The following is a 17,022-nucleotide window of genomic DNA, read 5'->3' as shown; positions in this document are numbered from 1 at the left end:
GTCGGCGGTCCAGGGCACGATTGTCGGTATGGCCTCACCTCGCACGTCCGCGCTCGACCGGTTCTCGCCCGCGACCGCCGCATGGTTCACGGGCGCGTTCGAGGCGCCGACGCCCGCGCAGGAGAGCGCCTGGCGGGCGCTCGCCGAGGAGAAGGACGTCCTGGTCGTAGCCCCCACCGGCTCGGGCAAGACCCTCGCGGCGTTCCTCTCCTCGCTCGACGCCCTCGCCTCCGCGCCGCCGCCCGAGGACCCGAAGCTGCGCTGCCGGGTCCTCTACATCTCGCCGCTCAAGGCCCTCGGGGTCGACGTCGAACGCAACCTCGCCGTCCCGCTCGAAGGCATCCGCGCCGAAGCGGCCCGGCTCGGGCTCCCCGAACCCGAGATCCGCGTCGGCGTGCGGTCGGGCGACACGCCGCCCGCCGAGCGGCGCTCGCTCGCGGTCCGGCCGCCGGACATCCTCATCACGACCCCCGAGTCGCTGTTCCTGATGCTCACCTCGAAGGCGCGGGAGGCGCTGGCCGGCATCGACACGGTCATCCTCGACGAGGTGCACGCCGTCGCGGGCACGAAGCGCGGCGCGCACCTGGCGCTCTCGCTCGAGCGCCTCGACGAGCTGCTGGCCCGGCCCGCCCGCCGGATCGGCCTCTCCGCGACCGTGCGGCCGGTCGAGGAGGTGGCCCGGTTCGTGTCCCCGCAGCGGCGCACCGCGATCGTGCAGCCCCCTTCGGCGAAGGTGTTCGACCTCTCGGTGGTCGTCCCGGTCGAGGACATGGGCGACCTGGCGGAGGCGCCGACCGCGACGAGCTCCCCGTCCGGGTCCGCCCGTGCGGCCCGGTCGATCTGGCCGCACGTGGAGGAGCGCATCACCGATCTGGTCGAGCAGCACCGGTCGACGATCGTGTTCACGAACGCCCGCCGCGTGGCCGAGCGGCTCTCGGGCCGGCTCAACGAGATCGAGTACGAGCGGCGCACCGGCGAGCGCCTGCCGGAGGACCACGGCCCGGCCGAGCTGATGGGCGGCGCCTCCGCGACCCCGGGCGCACCGCCGATCCTGGCCCGCACCCACCACGGCTCGATCTCGAAGGAGCAGCGCAAGCTGGTCGAGGAGGACCTCAAGGCCGGCCGGCTGCGCGCCGTCGTGGCCACCTCCAGTCTCGAGCTCGGCATCGACATGGGCGCGGTCGACCTCGTCGTCCAGGTCGAGGCCCCGCCGTCGGTCGCGTCCGGGCTGCAGCGCGTCGGCCGCGCCGGGCACCAGGTCGGGGCGGTCTCGCGCGGCGTGTTCTTCCCCAAGACCCGCGGCGACCTCGTGCAGTCCGCGGTGGTCGTCGAGCGCATGCGGGAGGGGGCGATCGAGGCGCTCAAGATCCCCGCGAACCCGCTCGACGTGCTCGCCCAGCAGATCGTGGCGATGTGCGCGATGGACGACTGGGCCGCCGCGGACCTGCTCGCGGTGGTGCGCCGCGCCGCCCCGTTCGCCTCGCTCCCCCAGTCCGCCTTCGACGCCACATTGGACATGCTGGCGGGCCGGTACCCCTCGGACGCGTTCGCGGAGCTGCGCCCGCGCCTGGTCTGGGACCGCGCGACCGGGAACCTCACCGCCCGCCCAGGGGCGCAGCGCCTCGCCGTCACCTCCGGCGGCACCATCCCCGACCGGGGGCTCTTCGGCGTCTTCCTGGCGGGCACCGACCCCAAGCGCGGCGGCGGCCGGGTCGGCGAACTCGACGAGGAGATGGTCTACGAGTCGCGGGTCGGCGACGTGTTCTCGCTCGGCACCTCCTCCTGGCGCATCGAGGAGGTCACCCGCGACCGCGTCGTCGTCTCGCCCGCGCCCGGCGTGCCCGGCCGCCTCCCGTTCTGGATCGGCGACACCCTCGGCAGGCCCCTCGAACTCGGCCGCGCCCTCGGCGCGTTCACCCGCGAGATCGCCGCACTCCCGAAGGACCGCGCCCGCAAGCGGCTCAACGCGGCGGGCCTGGACGACTTCGCCGCCCGCAACGCCCTCGCCTACCTCGCAGAGCAGGCCGAGGCCACCCGCCACGTGCCCGACGACCGCACGATCGTCGTCGAGCGGTTCCGCGACGAGCTCGGCGACTGGCGCATCGTCGTCCACTCCCCCTTCGGCGCCCAGGTCCACGCCCCCTGGGCGCTCGCCCTCGGCGCGAGACTGCGCGGACGGCACGGCGTCGACCCGCAGCTCATGCACCACGACGACGGGATCGTCCTGCGCCTGCCCGACACCGAGGACTTCGGCTTCGACCCCGCCGACCTCGTCTTCGACAAGGGCGAGATCACCGGCATCGTCACCGAGGCCGCCGGCGGCTCCGCCCTGTTCGCCTCCCGCTTCCGCGAGGCCGCCGCCCGCGCCCTGCTCCTGCCTCACCGCCAGCCCGGCAAGCGGCAGCCGCTGTGGCAGCAGCGACTGCGCTCCTCGCAGCTGCTCGAGGTCGCCGCGCAATACCCGTCGTTCCCGATCATCCTCGAAGCGGTCCGCGAAGTCCTCCAGGACGTGTACGACGTGCCCGGCCTCGCCGAGCTGATGGGCGACATCGAGGCCCGCCGCGTGCGCCTCATCGAGGTCGCGACCCCCGAGGCCTCCCCGTACGCCCGCTCGCTCCTCTTCGGATACGCCGCGCAGTTCATGTACCAGGGCGACACCCCGCTGGCCGAGCGCCGCGCCGCCGCACTCTCCCTGGACTCCCGGCTGCTCGGCGAACTGCTGGGCCAGGCCGAGCTGCGCGAACTGCTCGACCCTGACGCATTGGCGCAGTTGGAGTCCGAGCTGCAGTGGCTGACCGGGGACCGCCGCGCGAGGGACGCCGAGAGCGTCGCCGACCTGCTGCGCCTCCTCGGCCCGCTCCAGGAAGCCGAACTAGCCGAACGCGGCGCCCCACCCGAATGGGCCGCGGAACTGGAGGCGGCCGGCCGGGCCTTCAAGGTGCGCATCGCCGGCCGGGACCACTGGGCCGCCATCGAAGACGCGGGCCGCCTGCGCGACGCCCTCGGCTCCGCACTGCCCGCCGACGTCCCGGCCGCCTTCCTCGAACCCGTCGCCGACCCGCTCGGCGACCTCCTCGCCCGCTACGCCCGCACCCACGGCCCCTTCACCTCCGGCGACGCCGCCGCCCGCTTCGGCCTCGGCGTCGCCGTCACCGACGGCGCCCTCCAGCGCCTCACCGCCGACGGCCGCCTCACCGGAGGCGAGTTCCGGCCCGGCGGCGAGGGCCGCGAATGGTGCGACGCCGGCGTGCTGCGGCGCCTTCGCCGCCGCTCCCTTGCGGCCCTTCGCAAAGAACTCGAACCCGTGGCACCGGCCGCACTCGCCGGCTTCCTGCCCGAATGGCAGCACCTCGGCGGCGACCTCCGCGGCGTGGACGGCCTCGCCCGCGCCGTCGAACAGCTCCAAGGCGTCCCGGTCCCCGCCTCCGCACTGGAGAAACTGGTCCTGCCCTCACGCGTCGGCGACTACACCCCGGTGCTCCTCGACGAACTCACCGCGTCCGGCGAGGTCCTATGGGCCGGAGCGGGCAGCCTCTCGGGCAAGGACGGCTGGATCGCGCTCTACCCGGCCGAGACCGCGCCGCTGCTCCTCCCGGAGGCGGCACCGTTCGAAGCCGGGCCGCTCCACAACGCACTCCTCGACGCCCTCGCGGGCGGCTTCGGACTGTTCTTCCGCCAGCTCGCCGAGCAGGTCCGCGCCGCCCACCCCGAGGCCTCCGAATCCCAACTCGCCGAAGCACTCTGGGACCTCGTCTGGGCCGGACGCCTCACCAACGACACGCTCGCGCCACTGCGCGCCTACCTCGGATCGGGCAGCTCCCCCGGCGCCACCGCCCACCGCGCCAAGCGCTCGGCCCCGCGCGGGCGCTACTCCCCCGGCGTCGGCTCGGGCTGGCGCGAGCTGCGCGCCGGGACCGGCATCGCCGTCATGCCCACAGTGGCCGGACGCTGGTCGCTGCTGCCCGCACCCGCGAGCGACGCCACGGTCCGCGCCCACGCGCTGGCCACGACGCTCCTGGACCGGCACGGAGTGGTCACCCGCGGCGCGGTCGCGGCCGAGGACATCGAGGGCGGCTTCGCGAAGGTCTACCGGGTGCTCTCGGTCTTCGAGGAGTCGGGGAAGGCCCGACGCGGCTACGTGGTCGAAGGCCTCGGCGCAGCGCAGTTCGCCGCGGACGGCGCCGTCGACCGCTTGCGCGCCATGGCGACCCGCCGCGAGCGCTCGGCAGGGTTCGACGCGGTGGTCCTGGCCGCGGCCGATCCCGCCAGCGCGTACGGTGCGGCCCTGCCATGGCCCGAACCGCCCGCGGGCGCGGCCCACAAGCCCGGCCGCAAGGCGGGCTCGCTCGTCGTCCTGGTCGACGGCGCGCTCGTGCTCTACCTCGAGCGCGGCGGCAAGACGCTGCTCGCCTGGCCCGCAGAGGCATCGGCCGAGGGGGACCACGACGCCCGCCTGCGGGCCGCCGTCGAGGCCTTGGCGGAAGCGGCGCGCGGGGGCGCCACCGGTCCGCTGTCGATCGAACGCGTCAACGACGACCCGGCGCTGTCGGCGCCGCTCGGACCGCTGCTGGAGGCGGCGGGCTTCCGGCCCACGCACAAGGCGTTCCGTCTGCGGCCCTGATCCTCGGTCGGATCTTGGTTCCGGCGCGGCCCCGCCTCGGGCTCGCACCCCGCCTCGCTGTACCGACCGTGGGGCAGGGCTCCTCAGGTCCGCGGCGCCGCCACCTACGAGCGCGGGGCCGATCGGCGGGCAGGGCCGCACCCGGCTCGCAACGGGCGGACCGGCCCTGGCGGCGTCATGCAGGCCGAGGAACCGCGCCTCGACACCTCGCCGTCACTTCACCGGTGCCAGCAGCGCGGCGTTGCATTCGCGCTGCAGCGCCTCGTCACTCCACATGGGATGCTGCGGTGCGGCGTTGGAGCACACGATCGAGCCCCACGCGCCGACCCGCACCGAGTGGGCGATGGCGTCGCGGCAGATCTGGGCGCCGACCGGTCCTTCCTCGAAGCGGCCGTCGCGGGGCGTGTAGCCGACCCAGCCCTCGCCGAAGAGCAGCGGGACGCCGAGGCGGGCGGCGTGGTCGGCCGCGGCGTCGATCCAGTCGCGCAGACGGTTCGCCATCGCGACCCGGTGCGCGCCATACCGGTCGTAGAGCCACCGGTCGAACCGCTCGGGGTCGCACCAGTCGTGGACGTAGATCTCGGCGGGCTGCATGATCGAGGCCTTGAGCTTCCACGCGTGCGCCTGCGGCAGCCGCCACTCGGCGAGCGGCGGGGCGCCGGGGCGGAGCAGTTCGGCGTCGGCGCGCTCCTGCGGGAACCGCGCGGGGTCGCGGCGGAGGCCGAACTCCTCCACGAGATCGTCCAGCACGCCGTAGACGTACGGGTGGAAGGCGAGCGCGGTCGCGTTGCGGGGCAGGCCCCGCAGGGACCCGATCGGGACGCCCCCGTAGTTGGGGGCGCAGAGCACCTCGGGGTGGCGGGCCTGGAAGGCGGCGATGCCGGCTTCGAGTCGGCCCTGGAGCTCGACGACGGCGTCTTCGACGCCGGGCAGGCCGGCCGTGAGGTGTCCGATCTGGACTTCGTTGTGCGGTTCGACGCACGCGAGGACATGGGCGAGGCCGTGTTCGGCGAGCAGGTCGACGAGGTCGGCCTGGGCCTCGGCGAGAACGGTGAGCCGGTCCTCGGGCTCGATCGCGTGCAGCGCTTCGTACCAGGCGGGGTCGTCGGCGAAGGCCGGGCTCTGCTGGTACTCCCAGGACGAGGAGATGACCTTCACCCCGTGGCGGTCGGCGGCGCGGAAGAGGGCGAGGAGGTGGGCCTCGGCGTCGATCACGGTGGTCTCGCGGACGTCGTACCAGCGGACGCGGGAGCCGTAGCCGCCCGGTTCGCCCCCGAGCGGTTCGAGGCGCAGCGCCGTCGTGTCGAGGCCGGACCTGAAGAGCAGGAACGGCATCGCGCAGATGCGCACTGCGTTGTAGCCGAGGTCGACGGCGCGGGCGAGCGCGGCGTCGAGGTCCTCGAACGGCTCGCCGGGTCCGGTGCGCACGTACCAGGAGAAGTCCCAGAGGGTGATCGCGAGGCGTTCGGGAAGATGAGCGGGTGTCACGGTTGCGGCTCCTTGCGGTTGGATGGTGCGGTCAGCGTGCGGTGTTCACGCGGCGGCGTTCGGGCTTCGCACGCAGGCAAGACCCCTGGTCCGGTCGCTGCATGTTGGCTCTGAACTGCGAAAACGCCGCAATGTCGGACCCTCGTGAAAGTGTGGTCCTTTTCGGTTGGTCGGAGGCGGATGCGGGTGGGAAGGGGCATGCCCTACGCACCGCAGCGGCCTCGCGCGCGAGCGTGCGCCTGCGGCAGGCGGACCGCCGCACAGCACCACCGGCAAAGGAAGCGATCGACTCGCGGGGTCCGGCTCGGTCGTTCATGCCGTTCCTTCACTCAGGCCAGCGCGCGGCGCTTCGGCTGCGACGGCTCGCGCCGCGGCGTTGAGCGGTTCCTGCTGCAGCGCCTCCCGGGCGAGCATCGCAGCCCTGTCGGGTTCGCCGTCGAGCATTGCCAGTTGCGCGCGCAGCACCAGTACCCGGACCTCATGGGCGGCTTGGAGGTCGGTGGTGAACAGCAGCATTGAGGGCAGTGAGGTCGCGAAGTAGTCGATGGTCGCGGTCGCGCCGGCCTGCTCGTCGATGTACCGGGCGAGGCCGTCCCGGAGCGCCTGGGCCGCTTCGGATTCACCGAGGCGACGCAGTGCGGTGACCGCGGCGGCGGAGTGCTCGGAGTGGGCCTGCACGCGCATGGTCTGGAAGTCGCCCTGCTGGGAGGCGGCACGTTCCCAGGCGCTTCGGGCGCCGGCGTGGTCGCCGGTCGCGGCCAGGGCGTCGCCGAGCAGGAGGTGGAGGTCCGCCGTGTTCGCGAGCGGGTGCCGGGCCTCGCCGAGGTTCGCGGGCGGCGTCAGCGCGGCCATGGCGTGAGCGACCGCCGATTCGGCTCCTGCCGCGGCGTCTGCCTTCTCAGTTTCCGTCTTCGTCGCGTCGGCCCCGCCGACTGCCATCCGGACGGCCGTGCGCTTCGCCTCCGCCCCCGCCAGGGCTTGGCGCGCGAGTGCCGCCTGCGCGTCCTCCCAGGCCGCGAGCACCCGCCCTTCGCCGCCCTCCCACGGCTGGAAGGCGCGGCCCGCGAGCACGTCGAGTGCGTCGCCGGGACGGCCTGCCGCCGTGAGGAGTTCGGCGAACTGGACCGCGAGGTCGTCGCGCTGGTCGACGAGGTCGCGGCGGTCGGCAAGGGCCGCAAGGCGTTGCGCGGGGTCGACGCCGCGGCGGGCGTCGAGCTGGTCGGCCTCGTAGCGCAGCCGGGCGTCGTCGGGCGCGGCCTCGCGGGCGAGGGCGTACCAGTGGGCGGCGCGCTCGGGGTCGCCTTCGACGTTGTGGGCGGCGACGCCGAGGTTGCGCAGCACCACCGGGTCGTTCGCCTCGGCGGCGGTCTCCCATGCGGCGATCGCTTCGCGGTGGCGGCCCGCCGCGTACAGGCGGTGGCCCGCGAGCGCGGCGAGCACCGGGTCGTCCGGGCGGCGCGTGCGCAGCCGTGCGAGGGCGTCGTCCTCCGTGCGGGTGGGGAAGCACCAGGTGCGGTCGAGTTCGCGGACCCGTTGCAGCGCAAGGTCGGCTGCGGCCTCGTCGCCGCGTTCAAGGGCGAGGTCGGCGCGGTGGAGCCAGGCGAGGGGTGCGACGTTGACCTGGCCGGGGGCCGGCGTGAGGGCCGCAGCGGTCGCGAACGCGGCGATCGCGGGGTCGTCCTCACCGATGAGGCGGTATTCGAGGGCGACGTCGAGCGCGATCGTCGGGTCGTTCGTCGGCGCCGCCTCGACACCAAGTGCCGCGGCGAGGTCGCGGGCCCAGGCGTCGAGCGGGTTGTCGCGCAAGGTCTCCTGGACGATCTCGGCCGCGTCGGCGCGGTCGCCGCGCCGCAGTACCGCGACGGCGAGGAGGTTGCGGGCCTGCGTGTGGCGGGGGCTGCGGGCGACGACCGCGCGGAGGCCGGCCTCGGCGTCGCGGCCGGCGGCGAGGTCGAGCCGGGCGGCGGCGACCGCGGCGGCATCGGCCCATGCGCCGTCCCAGAGGGCTTTCCCCAGGGCCGCTTGGGCTTCGGCGGCGCGGCCTTGGCGGGCGAGCACGATGCCGAGCCGGTAGTGGGCCTCGCCGTCGCGCGGGTTCGGGTTCCGCGCGGTCAAGCGGTCGACCGCGGCGCGCAAGTGCGTCTCGGCCTCCGCGAGCCGCCCGGCGCGGGCGAGGCGCGCGGCCAGCGCGGTGTTGCTGCGGGCGTCGCCGGGGTCGCGGCGCAGGGCCTCGCGCCAGTAGGGCTCGGGCGAGCGGGTCGCGTGCCGGTACTGGTCGAGGTGGAGGCCGGTGAGGTACAGCTCGTCGGTTGACGGGATCGCTTCGGGCGCAGGCGGTTCGGTCGCCGGTGCGACTGCGGTCGGTGCGGCGGGCTCCGGGTTCGGCCGCCATGACACGAGTGTGCGGCCGCCGTGCTCGACGACGAGTTCGCAGTCGGCCGGGTCGAGCGCTGCGGGTCGGTCTCCGGTCCCGCCATCGATGTCGAATGCGGCGACGTGCGGGGCGCCGGGCGCGAGGTCGCCTTCCGCGGCGTAGACGGTTCGGTCGCCGGCGCGGAGGCGGATTTTCGCGCCGGGGCGCGAGGAGGTGGCCGCGGCGGCGATCCGCACGCGGGTGCCGTCGATGTCGAGACGGACGGCGGCGTCCAATGTCGCTTGGTGGACGGGTCCGGTGTCCTGGATCGGGTACCAGTACTGGGAGAAGGTCTTGGTCTCGCCGGGTGCGAGGAACGCGAAGTCGGGCTGGTTGTCGGTGAAGACCCCGGCCATGAGCTCCACATAGGGCCCGTTGTCGTCGGTGAGGTGGGCGTCCCAGGCCCAGCCGAAGGGCGCGTCGCCCCAGGTCCACTGCTTCTTGCCGGGCGCGGTGCGGTGGTCGGCCCAGTGGACGAAGCCGGCGCCGGCGGCGTGGTCGTAGCCGCCGAAGAAGTCGTCTTCGCCGCCCAGGCACATGTACGAGGTCGGCACCGGGATGTTGCGGTACCAGTCGAGGCGGTCGCCGTCCGGCCGCTCGGCGGTGCGGCGGGCCGGGTAGTCGATACCGTAGTACTCGCCTTGCGCCGCAGGGAATGTGGAGGTCGCGCGCTTGGCGTGGTCGGCGACGACGCGGACTTCCGCGGGGAAGAACGACTGGTAGTCCTCCCCTGCTTTGGCGGCCGCGTTGGCCCACCACAGGAAGGTCTGGACCTCGTCGCTGCGGTTCACGAGGCGGCCGCGCAGCTCGATGAGGGCGCTCGCGGGGCGGAGCCTGATGCCGTGCATGCCCTGCATGCGCGCGAAGGGGTCGTGGTCGGAGCACCACACGGTCGCCGATCCGTCCGCTTCGGACTCGATGCGGCTCTCGACGGGCAGGTGGGTGGCGGGCCGATGGTGCTGGGGCCAGTTGAACTCGACGCCGCCGGAGACCCACGGCCCGGCGAGGCCGACGAGCGCCGGTTTGATCACGTCGTTGCGGTAGAAGAAGTCGTGGCCGCGCGTCTTGTCGAATCCGATGTGGATTCTTCCGCCGAGTTCGGGGAGGATCATCAGCCGCACGTACTCGTTCTCGAGGTGGATCGCGTCCCAGTCGCGCGGGGCCTTCTCGCGGGCGACGGCGTCGATGAACGGCAGCGGGTAGACCGCGCCCGATGAGCCCTGGTAGACGCGCTGGTCGAGGTAGGCCGGGTACCGGTCGGGTGCGGCGGGGGCGTAGGAGTCGATCGCGACCGGCTCGCGCCAGGCCTTCACCGGCCGGTCCGCGAGCTTGTCCGGGGCGTGGGGCAGGACGATCCTCGACGCTTCGATGGGCATGGCTCGACCTTATGAGGGCTTGACATGGCTGTCGATGGTCATTTCAATGATGGGCATGGACGAATCGCTGATCGCCGCTGATGAGGAGGGGATCCCCGAGGGCTTCGCGGGGCAGCGGATGCTCGTGGTCCCCCGCGCCGCCGTCGACCGGGCGCTGCGCCACCCGCTCACCGGGAAGCTGCTGGTGACGGACGCGGGACACTTCCCGCACGCCGCGCGCCACGGCCGCTCGCGCCCGCAGGGCGCCGCCGAGCACGTCCTGCTGGTCTGCACCGGCGGGTCCGGCTGGTGCCGCACCGGCGGCACCCGGTTCCCGGTCTCGCGCGGCGGCGTGGTGCTCCTGCCCGCCGACCGCCCGCACGCCTACGGTGCGGCCGAACAGGATCCGTGGACGCTGTGGTGGCTGCACTTCACGGGCGCGGACGCCGCGGACCTCGTCCGGACCGCGCACGAGGCGGCGGGCGGACCGGTGACGCACCTCCGCGATCCGGCCCCGGTGGCGAGCCTGGTCTCGCAGGTCATCGACGCGCTCGACACCGGTCCGACCCTCGCCGCGCTCGTCCGGGGCAGCGGCGCGGCCTGGCACGCCCTCGCCCATGTGGTCGCCACCGGCCGCCGGGCCCCCGGGCCGCAGCCCAGCCCTCTGGAGCGGGCGGTGGCGCATCTGCGGGCGACCGCCCCGCAGCGCACTTCGGTGGCCGCGCTCGCCTCGATGGTCGGCCTGAGCCCGTCGCACCTCAGCGCCCGCTTCCGCGAGCACCTGGGCGTCTCACCGCTGCAGTACCAGGTGCAGCTGCGGATGGCCCGGGCCCGCGAGCTGCTCGACGGCACCGACCTCCCCGTCACCGCCGTCGCCCGCGAGACCGGCTTCGACGACCCCATGTACTTCTCGCGCCAGTTCCACCACCACCACGCCATGACCCCGACCGCCTACCGCGATCGCCCCCAGGGCACTTGACGGCCGTGCTTACGCGACGTAGCGCCGGGCCTGGAGGGCGAGGTGCTGCCGGTAGGCGCGCAGGAGTTCGCGGTAGCGGCCGGGCTCGAGGGTCTCGCCGGGGCGGGTGAGGGCGAGTTGGGCGATGTAGGAGACGAGGATGTCGCCGGGGTAGCTGTAGCCGTCGGTGTCGCAGTCCTGGAGCCAGGCCAGGAGGGGTTCGAGGGCGGTGCGGGCCGCCATGGTGACGTGCTCGGCGTGCTCCCGCAGCGCCGAGGGGCCCTCGTGGCTGGGCCAGCGGTCGGTCTCGGCGGCGATCGCGTCGGCGACCGCCTGCGTCAGCTCCCGCTTGAACTTGGAGTCGACCACCCACTCCGGCAGCGGGTACCGGTCCTGCAGGGCTGCGGTCGCGGGAGCCGGTGCCATGGGGTCACCGCTCAAGCGCTCTTCTGCTTGCGCGCGGCCTTCTTGGCGGTCTGCTCGGCCGTCTGCTTGCGCGCGGTGGCCTTCTTCGCGGCCTTCTTGACGGTCTTCTTCGCCGCCTTCTTCGCGGGCCGGCGCCCGCCCTCCTTCGCCTCGACGCTCTTCTGCAGCGCGTCCATCAGGTTGATGACCTTCGCCTTCGGCGCCTCCTTCTTCGACTTGGCCGGGGTCTTGCGCCCGCGCGCCTTGGCGTCGACGAGGGCCCGCAGCGCCTCCTGGTACTCGTCCTCGTACTCCTCGGGGTCGAAGTCGCCGGTCATGGTGTCGATGAGGGTCGCGGCCATCTCCAGCTCCTGCTTGCGGGCCTCGCCTTCGAGGCCGGCGACCTCGGGGCGGCGGATCTCGTCGGGCCAGAGCATGGTGTGGAGGACCAGCACGTCGTCGCGGGGCCGCAGCGCGGCGAGGCTCTCGCGGCGGCGCAGCGCGACCTTGACGATCGCGACCTTGCCCGAGTCGAGCAGCGCCTCGCGCAGGAGCACGTACGGTTTGGCCGCGGCCTTGCCCGGGTCGGCGTAGTAGGACCGCTCGTAGTGGATCGGGTCGATCTGCTCGCCGCTCACGAACTGGACGACCTCGATCGTCTTCGACGAGCTCACCGGCAGGTCCTCGAGCTCGTCGTCGTCGAGGAGCACGGTCTCGCCGCTCTCGTGGTCCACGCCTTTGACGATGTCCTCGGCCGGGACGACCTCGTCGTCCAGCTCGCAGACCTTCTGGTAGCGAATCCGGCCGCCGTCGGACGCGTGGTACTGGTGCATCGAGACGTCGTGGCTCGATGTCGCCGACCGCAGGCTGACTGGGATGCTCACCAGCCCGAACGCGATCACTCCGGTCCAGATCGCAGGCATGACCACAGCATGGCACCTAGAGTGATCATGTGATCGCTATATGTGATCTTTCTTCGTTCCGTCGCACGAGCCGGCCCGCGCCGGGTCGTGTTTCAGCAGTTCAGGAGGGGTGATCAGGCGTGGGTCGGACGGACGCGGCGGTTTTGCCGGAACGCCGGCCGGGTATCTCAGCCGGCATGGCACGGGGGGATCGGCTGGACGAGTACCGGGCGAAGCGCGACCTGGCGAAGTCCGGCGAGCCCGCGGGCGGGCGCCGCGAAGGGGGCGGCGACCGGTTCGTGATCCAGCGCCACGAGGCCTCGCGCCTCCACTACGACCTCCGCCTCCAAGTCGGGGACGTGCTCGTCTCCTGGGCCGTGCCGAAGGGCCCCTCCCTCGACCCGCGCGACAAGCGGCTCGCCGTCCAGACCGAGGACCACCCGCTCGACTACGCCGAGTTCGAGGGCCGCATCCCCGCGGGCGAGTACGGCGCGGGCACCATGATCGTCTGGGACGCCGGCACCTACCGCAACGCCACCGCCAAGCGCGGCAAGCCGATCGCGATGGCCGACGCCGTCGAGCACGGCCACGTCTCCGTCTGGCTCGAGGGCGAGAAGATCCGCGGCGGCTTCGCACTGTCCCGAATGGGCGAAGGCCGGAACTGGATCCTGATCAAGAAGGACGACGAGGGCGCCGACCGCCGCCGCAAGCCCGCCAAGACCCAGCTCGCGTCCGTGCTGACCGGCCGCACCAACCGGGACCTGGCATGACCGGCTTCCAGGAGCTCATGACGGCGAGCCTCACCGAGCGCCGGTTCTCCAGCGGGGACTGGCTGTACGAGCGCAAGCTCGACGGCATGCGCGCCCTCGCCACCCGCGACGGCGGCCGACCCGAACTCTGGTCGCGCAACGGGAACCGCCTCGACGAGCGCTTCCCCGAACTCGTCGACGCCCTCGAAGCGCTCGGCGGCCCCCGGTTCGCGGCCGACGGCGAGATCGTCGCCTTCGACGGCCGGATGACCAGCTTCGCCCGCCTCCAGCCGCGCATCCACCTCACCGGCGCCGCCCGCATCGCCGCCACCGGCGTCGAGGTCTACTACTACCTGTTCGACCTCCTCTCCTTCGACGGCGAGGACCTGAGACGGGAGCCGCTGCGCGACCGCAAGCGCCTCCTGCGCGCGGCCTTCGACTATCGCGACCCGCTGCGCTACTCGGTCCACCGCAACACCGACGGCGAGGCGTTCTTCAAGCAGGCCTGCGAGCGCGGCTGGGAAGGGCTCATCGCCAAGCGCGCGAACTCGCGGTACCACGCGGGCCGGTCGAAGGACTGGCTCAAGTTCAAATGCGTGCGCGACCAGGAGTTCGTGGTCGGCGGCTTCACCGATCCGCAGGGCTCGCGCGCCGGGTTCGGGGCGCTCCTCGTCGGCTACTACGCCGAACCCGGGACGCTGCGGTACGCGGGCAAGGTCGGCACCGGGTACGACGAGCGCACCCTGCGCGCGCTGCGAAAGCGCATGGACGCCTTGGCACAGGACGAGAAGCCGTTCGCCGACCCCGTGCATGAGAAGGGCGCGCACTGGATCCGCCCCGAGCCGGTGGTGCAGGTGGGGTTCAGCGAGTGGACCCCCGACGGGATGCTGCGCCACCCCCGCTACCGCGGCGAGCGCGTCGACAAGCCCGCCCGCGAGGTAGTGAGGGAGACGCGCTGATGGCACCGGTACTCCACGTCGCCGACCGCGACATCAACGTCTCCAGCCTCGACAAGGAGCTGTTCCCGGACGACCATGTGAGCAAGGGCGACATGCTCCTCCACTACGGCACCGTCGCCGAGGCGATGGTCCCCCACCTGGCCGGACGCCCGCTGACCCTGCGCCGCTACCCGCACGGGATCGGGACCGAGGGGTTCTTCCAGAAGCACCCGGCGGGCCTGCCCGAGTGGATGCACGTGGTCGAGATCGCGCACAAGCGCTCCGAGGGGTCCGACCCCTATGTGGTCTGCGACGAGGCCGCGACCCTGCTGTACCTCGCGAACCTCACCGCCATCGAGTTCCACATCTGGACCGCGACGACCCCCGACATCGAGCGCCCCGACCGGCTCGTGATCGACATCGACCCGCCCGCGGGCGTCACGGTCGCCGAGCTCCGCTCGGTCGCGCGGCGCGCCAGGGACCTCTGCACCGAGATCGGCCTGACACCGTTCCTGCAGGCCACGGGCGGGCGCGGCTACCACGTGGTCACGCCGCTCGACCGCTCCGCCGATTTCGGGTTCGTGCGCGCGCTCGCGGGCGGCATCACCGACCGCCTCGCCGCCGCCGACCCGGAGCGGCTGACCACCGCCTTCCGCAAGAACCAGCGCGGCGACCGGATCTTCCTGGACGCCAACCGCAACGGCTACGGCCAGACCTTCGTCGCGCCCTACTCGCTGCGGGCCCGCCCCGGCGCCGCGGTCGCGACCCCGCTCGACTGGAGCGAACTCGGACGCTCCACTCCGGACGGATACACCACCGCCTCGATCGGCAGGCGCCTCGCCCGCAAGACCGACCCGTGGGCGGACATGGACGACCACGCCGCCGTCCCGGCCGAGGCCCGGGAGCGCCTGGACGCCCTCGACGGCGGCGCGAAGGCGGCCTAGGACAGACCCCGGGGCCGTCCGGAGAAATAATCGGGGCGGATCGACAACGAGACCCCCGCCGGCGGAGTACTGACATCGCCGGGCTTCGCTCCATCCACCTGCAACGGGCGGGGCCGGGCTCCCTACCCGTCATCCGAAAGAGGCCCAGTGAAGAACAGGGAACGGCACGAGGCCGAGTTCGAGGCCTTCGCGCTCGCACAACGCGACGGCCTCCAGCGGTACGCGTACTACCTGTGCGGGGACTGGCACGAGGCCGACGACATCGTGCAGAAGGCGCTGACGAAGCTGTTCACCGCCTGGCACCGCGTCGAGCCCGGCGGCGCCGCCGCCTACACGCGCCGCATCGTGACCAATGTGTTCTTCTCGCAGCGCCGCCTGTCGTGGGTGCGCCGCGAGCGGACCGCGGAAACGGTGCCGGTGCAGGCCGTCGACCGCCCCCAGGAGGAGGTCGACCTGCGGCTCACCATCACCAGATCGCTCCACCTCCTCACGCCGCGGGAGCGGGCCACGCTCGTCCTGCGGTACTGGGAGCAGTTGTCGGTCGCGGAGACCGCCGAGGCCATGGGCTGCTCCGCGGGGACCGTCAAGAGCCAGTCCTCAAGGGGGCTGGCCAAGCTGCGCCGCCTGCTGTCCGAGACCGCCGCCCTCACGCCGACCAGATGAAAGGAATCGTTGCCCAGTGAACCCGCAGGACGACGTCGCAACCGTGTTCGCCGAGGCGAGGCCCGACGACCCGCCGCCAGGCACCCCCCTGGACATCAAACGGGTGATGCGGGACGGCCGCCGAGCGCGCCGGCGGAACCGCGCCGCCGTCGCCGGTGCGGCCGCGGCCGGCGTCTGCGCGGTCGCCGCCGTGCTCGCCCTGTCGATCACCGGGCTGCCGGGCCCCGGTCCCGAAACCGAAGAGCGGCAGGATGTCGCGGCGGACCAGGGCTTCGGGTTCGATCCGGCGCACGCCGGATACCCCGGCGACCAGAGCGGTGAATGGGCTGTGCCCCAACCAGAACTGCAGGAGGCCGCGACCGAGGTGTTCGGCGCCCTCGCGGTCGACGGGGGCTTCCTGGACGCGGCGCGGCTCGACGAGGAGCCGTCTTCGGACGCGACGGTGGAATCCCTGATGGAGGAGTTCGGCATCGGCTACTACGAGGCGCGGTCCGAACTGGGCTTCCACAACCTGCCGCTCCAGTTCGAGCCCTGGACCTCCACGGGCAACGGCGGCCAGGTCCGCCTGCGCGGCTACATCGCCAGGGACGGCGACGAGGAGGCCATGCGCCCCGCCTTCACCGTCACCGCGCTGCAGCCGGGCGGGTGGACCGCCGAGCCCGGCCCCACGGGCGACGTCGGGTTCCCGCAGCACCTCATCAGCGACGAGGCCTCCTGGACCGGTGACGCCCCCGAGTTCACCACTGAGGACCTGGGCGACGGCCGCACGCTCATGGTCGCCGACCACGGCTGCGCACTGGAGGCCGCGGTCGTCTACCCCAACGGGTCGGCGCTGCGGTCCGAGTGGGACCTCGACTGCGAGGGCCAGGGCCGCGACCTCACCGTGGAGGAGCTGCGCGCGGCGATGCTCGCGATGCCCGAGATCGACTACGACACCAGCGAACTCCAGCCGGTGGAGGACCTGCTCGAATTCCCGCCGGGCTGGGAGTACGACGAGGCGTGGGTGACCACGGCCGCCGCGGACGCGCAGGCCAGCCTCGAAGCCGCCACCGACGCGATCGACACGATCCACCCCGGCGTCGAGCTCCTCTCCCAGCAGCCGAACCAGCTCCATTCCGGCGACACCGCGCAGCGCACCTACCTCGCCAGCTACGCCCTGCCGATGGACGACGACACGGGCACCCCCGTGGACGCCTCCGTGCGGTACTACCTGCCCGGCGGCTGGCTGCCGGGGCTCCGGCCCGAGGGGTCGGGCGCCGAGGCGTACCTGCTCGACTGCGGCGGGCCGGGCGACGACAAGGACGACGTCTGCACGGAGACCGAAGTGGACGGACGGCTGGTCGCCACCCGCGTCTTCGGCATCGGCGACAGCGTCTCGACCTGGGTGGTCGTGTACGACCCGGCCGGCTGGGCGGTCTCCTACGAGACGATGGTCGACGGCGAGGTCGACGGGTACGCCTACGACGACCTGGTAGCCCTCGCCGCCTCGCTGCCCGCGCCGGTCTACGACCCGCAGGAGTACGCGCGCTAGCGGACCCGCCTCGGTCGCGTCTGCGGCCGAGGCGGCGACTGCGCTGTGAAGCCGC

General features: G+C 73.2%; 11 protein-coding genes. 7 read left to right on the top strand and 4 right to left on the bottom strand.

The features are described 5' to 3' along the window. Positions 1 to 28: 28 nt before the first annotated feature. Entirely contained in the window at positions 29 to 4,621 is a 4,593-nt protein-coding gene (locus tag QWI33_RS21280) for an ATP-dependent helicase (protein WP_289958388.1), read from the top strand. Between the two features lie 213 nt (positions 4,622 to 4,834). Here the strand turns inward: QWI33_RS21280 and QWI33_RS21275 are convergent, their stop codons facing one another. Together QWI33_RS21275 and QWI33_RS21270 are read right to left on the bottom strand one after the other, a co-directional pair. Beyond that, entirely contained in the window at positions 4,835 to 6,109 is a 1,275-nt protein-coding gene (locus QWI33_RS21275) for a cellulase-like family protein (protein WP_289958387.1), read from the bottom strand. Positions 6,110 to 6,421: 312 nt separating this feature from the next. Continuing rightward, positions 6,422 to 9,898 (bottom strand): DUF5107 domain-containing protein, encoded by a 3,477-nt coding sequence (locus tag QWI33_RS21270; protein ID WP_289958386.1) that lies wholly within the window; start codon positions 9,896 to 9,898, stop codon positions 6,422 to 6,424. 55 nt (positions 9,899 to 9,953) lie between these two features. On the opposite strand from QWI33_RS21270, the gene QWI33_RS21265 reads away from it, so the two are divergent. Further along, a complete protein-coding gene (locus QWI33_RS21265) occupies positions 9,954 to 10,856 on the top strand; it encodes an AraC family transcriptional regulator (protein WP_289958385.1) in 903 nt (300 codons plus the stop codon). A 9-nt stretch (positions 10,857 to 10,865) separates the two neighbouring features. On the opposite strand, the gene QWI33_RS21260 is transcribed toward QWI33_RS21265, so the two are convergent. Further along, the gene (locus QWI33_RS21260; RefSeq protein WP_289958384.1) at positions 10,866 to 11,261 is read right to left on the bottom strand and encodes a hypothetical protein; all 396 of its coding nucleotides are present in this window, start codon (positions 11,259 to 11,261) and stop codon (positions 10,866 to 10,868) included. A gap of 11 nt (positions 11,262 to 11,272) precedes the next feature. Beyond that, complete coding sequence (gene ku / locus QWI33_RS21255; protein WP_289958383.1) at positions 11,273 to 12,163, bottom strand: non-homologous end joining protein Ku; 891 nt, start codon at positions 12,161 to 12,163, stop codon at positions 11,273 to 11,275. 176 nt (positions 12,164 to 12,339) lie between these two features. Between ku and QWI33_RS21250 the strand changes: the two genes are divergently transcribed. The 5 genes from QWI33_RS21250 (at position 12,340) to QWI33_RS21230 (ending at position 16,967) form a co-directional block, all read left to right on the top strand. Next, positions 12,340 to 12,912: a DNA polymerase ligase N-terminal domain-containing protein gene (locus tag QWI33_RS21250; protein ID WP_289958382.1), complete on the top strand. Its 573-nt coding sequence runs from the start codon at positions 12,340 to 12,342 to the stop codon at positions 12,910 to 12,912. Then, a complete protein-coding gene (ligD, locus tag QWI33_RS21245) occupies positions 12,909 to 13,850 on the top strand; it encodes a non-homologous end-joining DNA ligase (protein ID WP_289958381.1) in 942 nt (313 codons plus the stop codon). Before QWI33_RS21250 ends, ligD (QWI33_RS21245) begins: the two co-directional genes overlap by 4 nt. Continuing rightward, on the top strand, positions 13,850 to 14,773 hold the full coding sequence (ligD, locus tag QWI33_RS21240) for a non-homologous end-joining DNA ligase (RefSeq protein WP_289958380.1): 924 nt from the start codon (positions 13,850 to 13,852) through the stop codon (positions 14,771 to 14,773). Before ligD (QWI33_RS21245) ends, ligD (QWI33_RS21240) begins: the two co-directional genes overlap by 1 nt. A gap of 147 nt (positions 14,774 to 14,920) precedes the next feature. Continuing rightward, complete coding sequence (locus QWI33_RS21235; RefSeq protein WP_289958379.1) at positions 14,921 to 15,436, top strand: SigE family RNA polymerase sigma factor; 516 nt, start codon at positions 14,921 to 14,923, stop codon at positions 15,434 to 15,436. A 16-nt stretch (positions 15,437 to 15,452) separates the two neighbouring features. Continuing rightward, positions 15,453 to 16,967: a hypothetical protein gene (locus QWI33_RS21230; protein ID WP_289958378.1), complete on the top strand. Its 1,515-nt coding sequence runs from the start codon at positions 15,453 to 15,455 to the stop codon at positions 16,965 to 16,967. The last annotated feature ends 55 nt before the right edge of the window (positions 16,968 to 17,022 follow it).

The sequence above is a fragment of the Glycomyces tritici genome, from assembly GCF_030403505.1.
The sequence above is the reverse complement of the archived record's forward strand: the minus strand, read 5'-3'. Positions and strand labels throughout refer to the sequence as shown.

Coding starts and splice junctions, on each gene's coding strand:
- QWI33_RS21280 (WP_289958388.1), top strand. CDS start 29: ATGGCCTCACCTCGCACGTCCGCGCTCGACCGGTTCTCGCCCGCGACC.
- QWI33_RS21270 (WP_289958386.1), bottom strand. CDS start 9,898: ATGCCCATCGAAGCGTCGAGGATCGTCCTGCCCCACGCCCCGGACAAG.
- QWI33_RS21265 (WP_289958385.1), top strand. CDS start 9,954: ATGGACGAATCGCTGATCGCCGCTGATGAGGAGGGGATCCCCGAGGGC.
- QWI33_RS21260 (WP_289958384.1), bottom strand. CDS start 11,261: ATGGCACCGGCTCCCGCGACCGCAGCCCTGCAGGACCGGTACCCGCTG.
- ku (WP_289958383.1), bottom strand. CDS start 12,163: ATGCCTGCGATCTGGACCGGAGTGATCGCGTTCGGGCTGGTGAGCATC.
- QWI33_RS21250 (WP_289958382.1), top strand. CDS start 12,340: ATGGCACGGGGGGATCGGCTGGACGAGTACCGGGCGAAGCGCGACCTG.
- ligD (WP_289958381.1), top strand. CDS start 12,909: ATGACCGGCTTCCAGGAGCTCATGACGGCGAGCCTCACCGAGCGCCGG.
- ligD (WP_289958380.1), top strand. CDS start 13,850: ATGGCACCGGTACTCCACGTCGCCGACCGCGACATCAACGTCTCCAGC.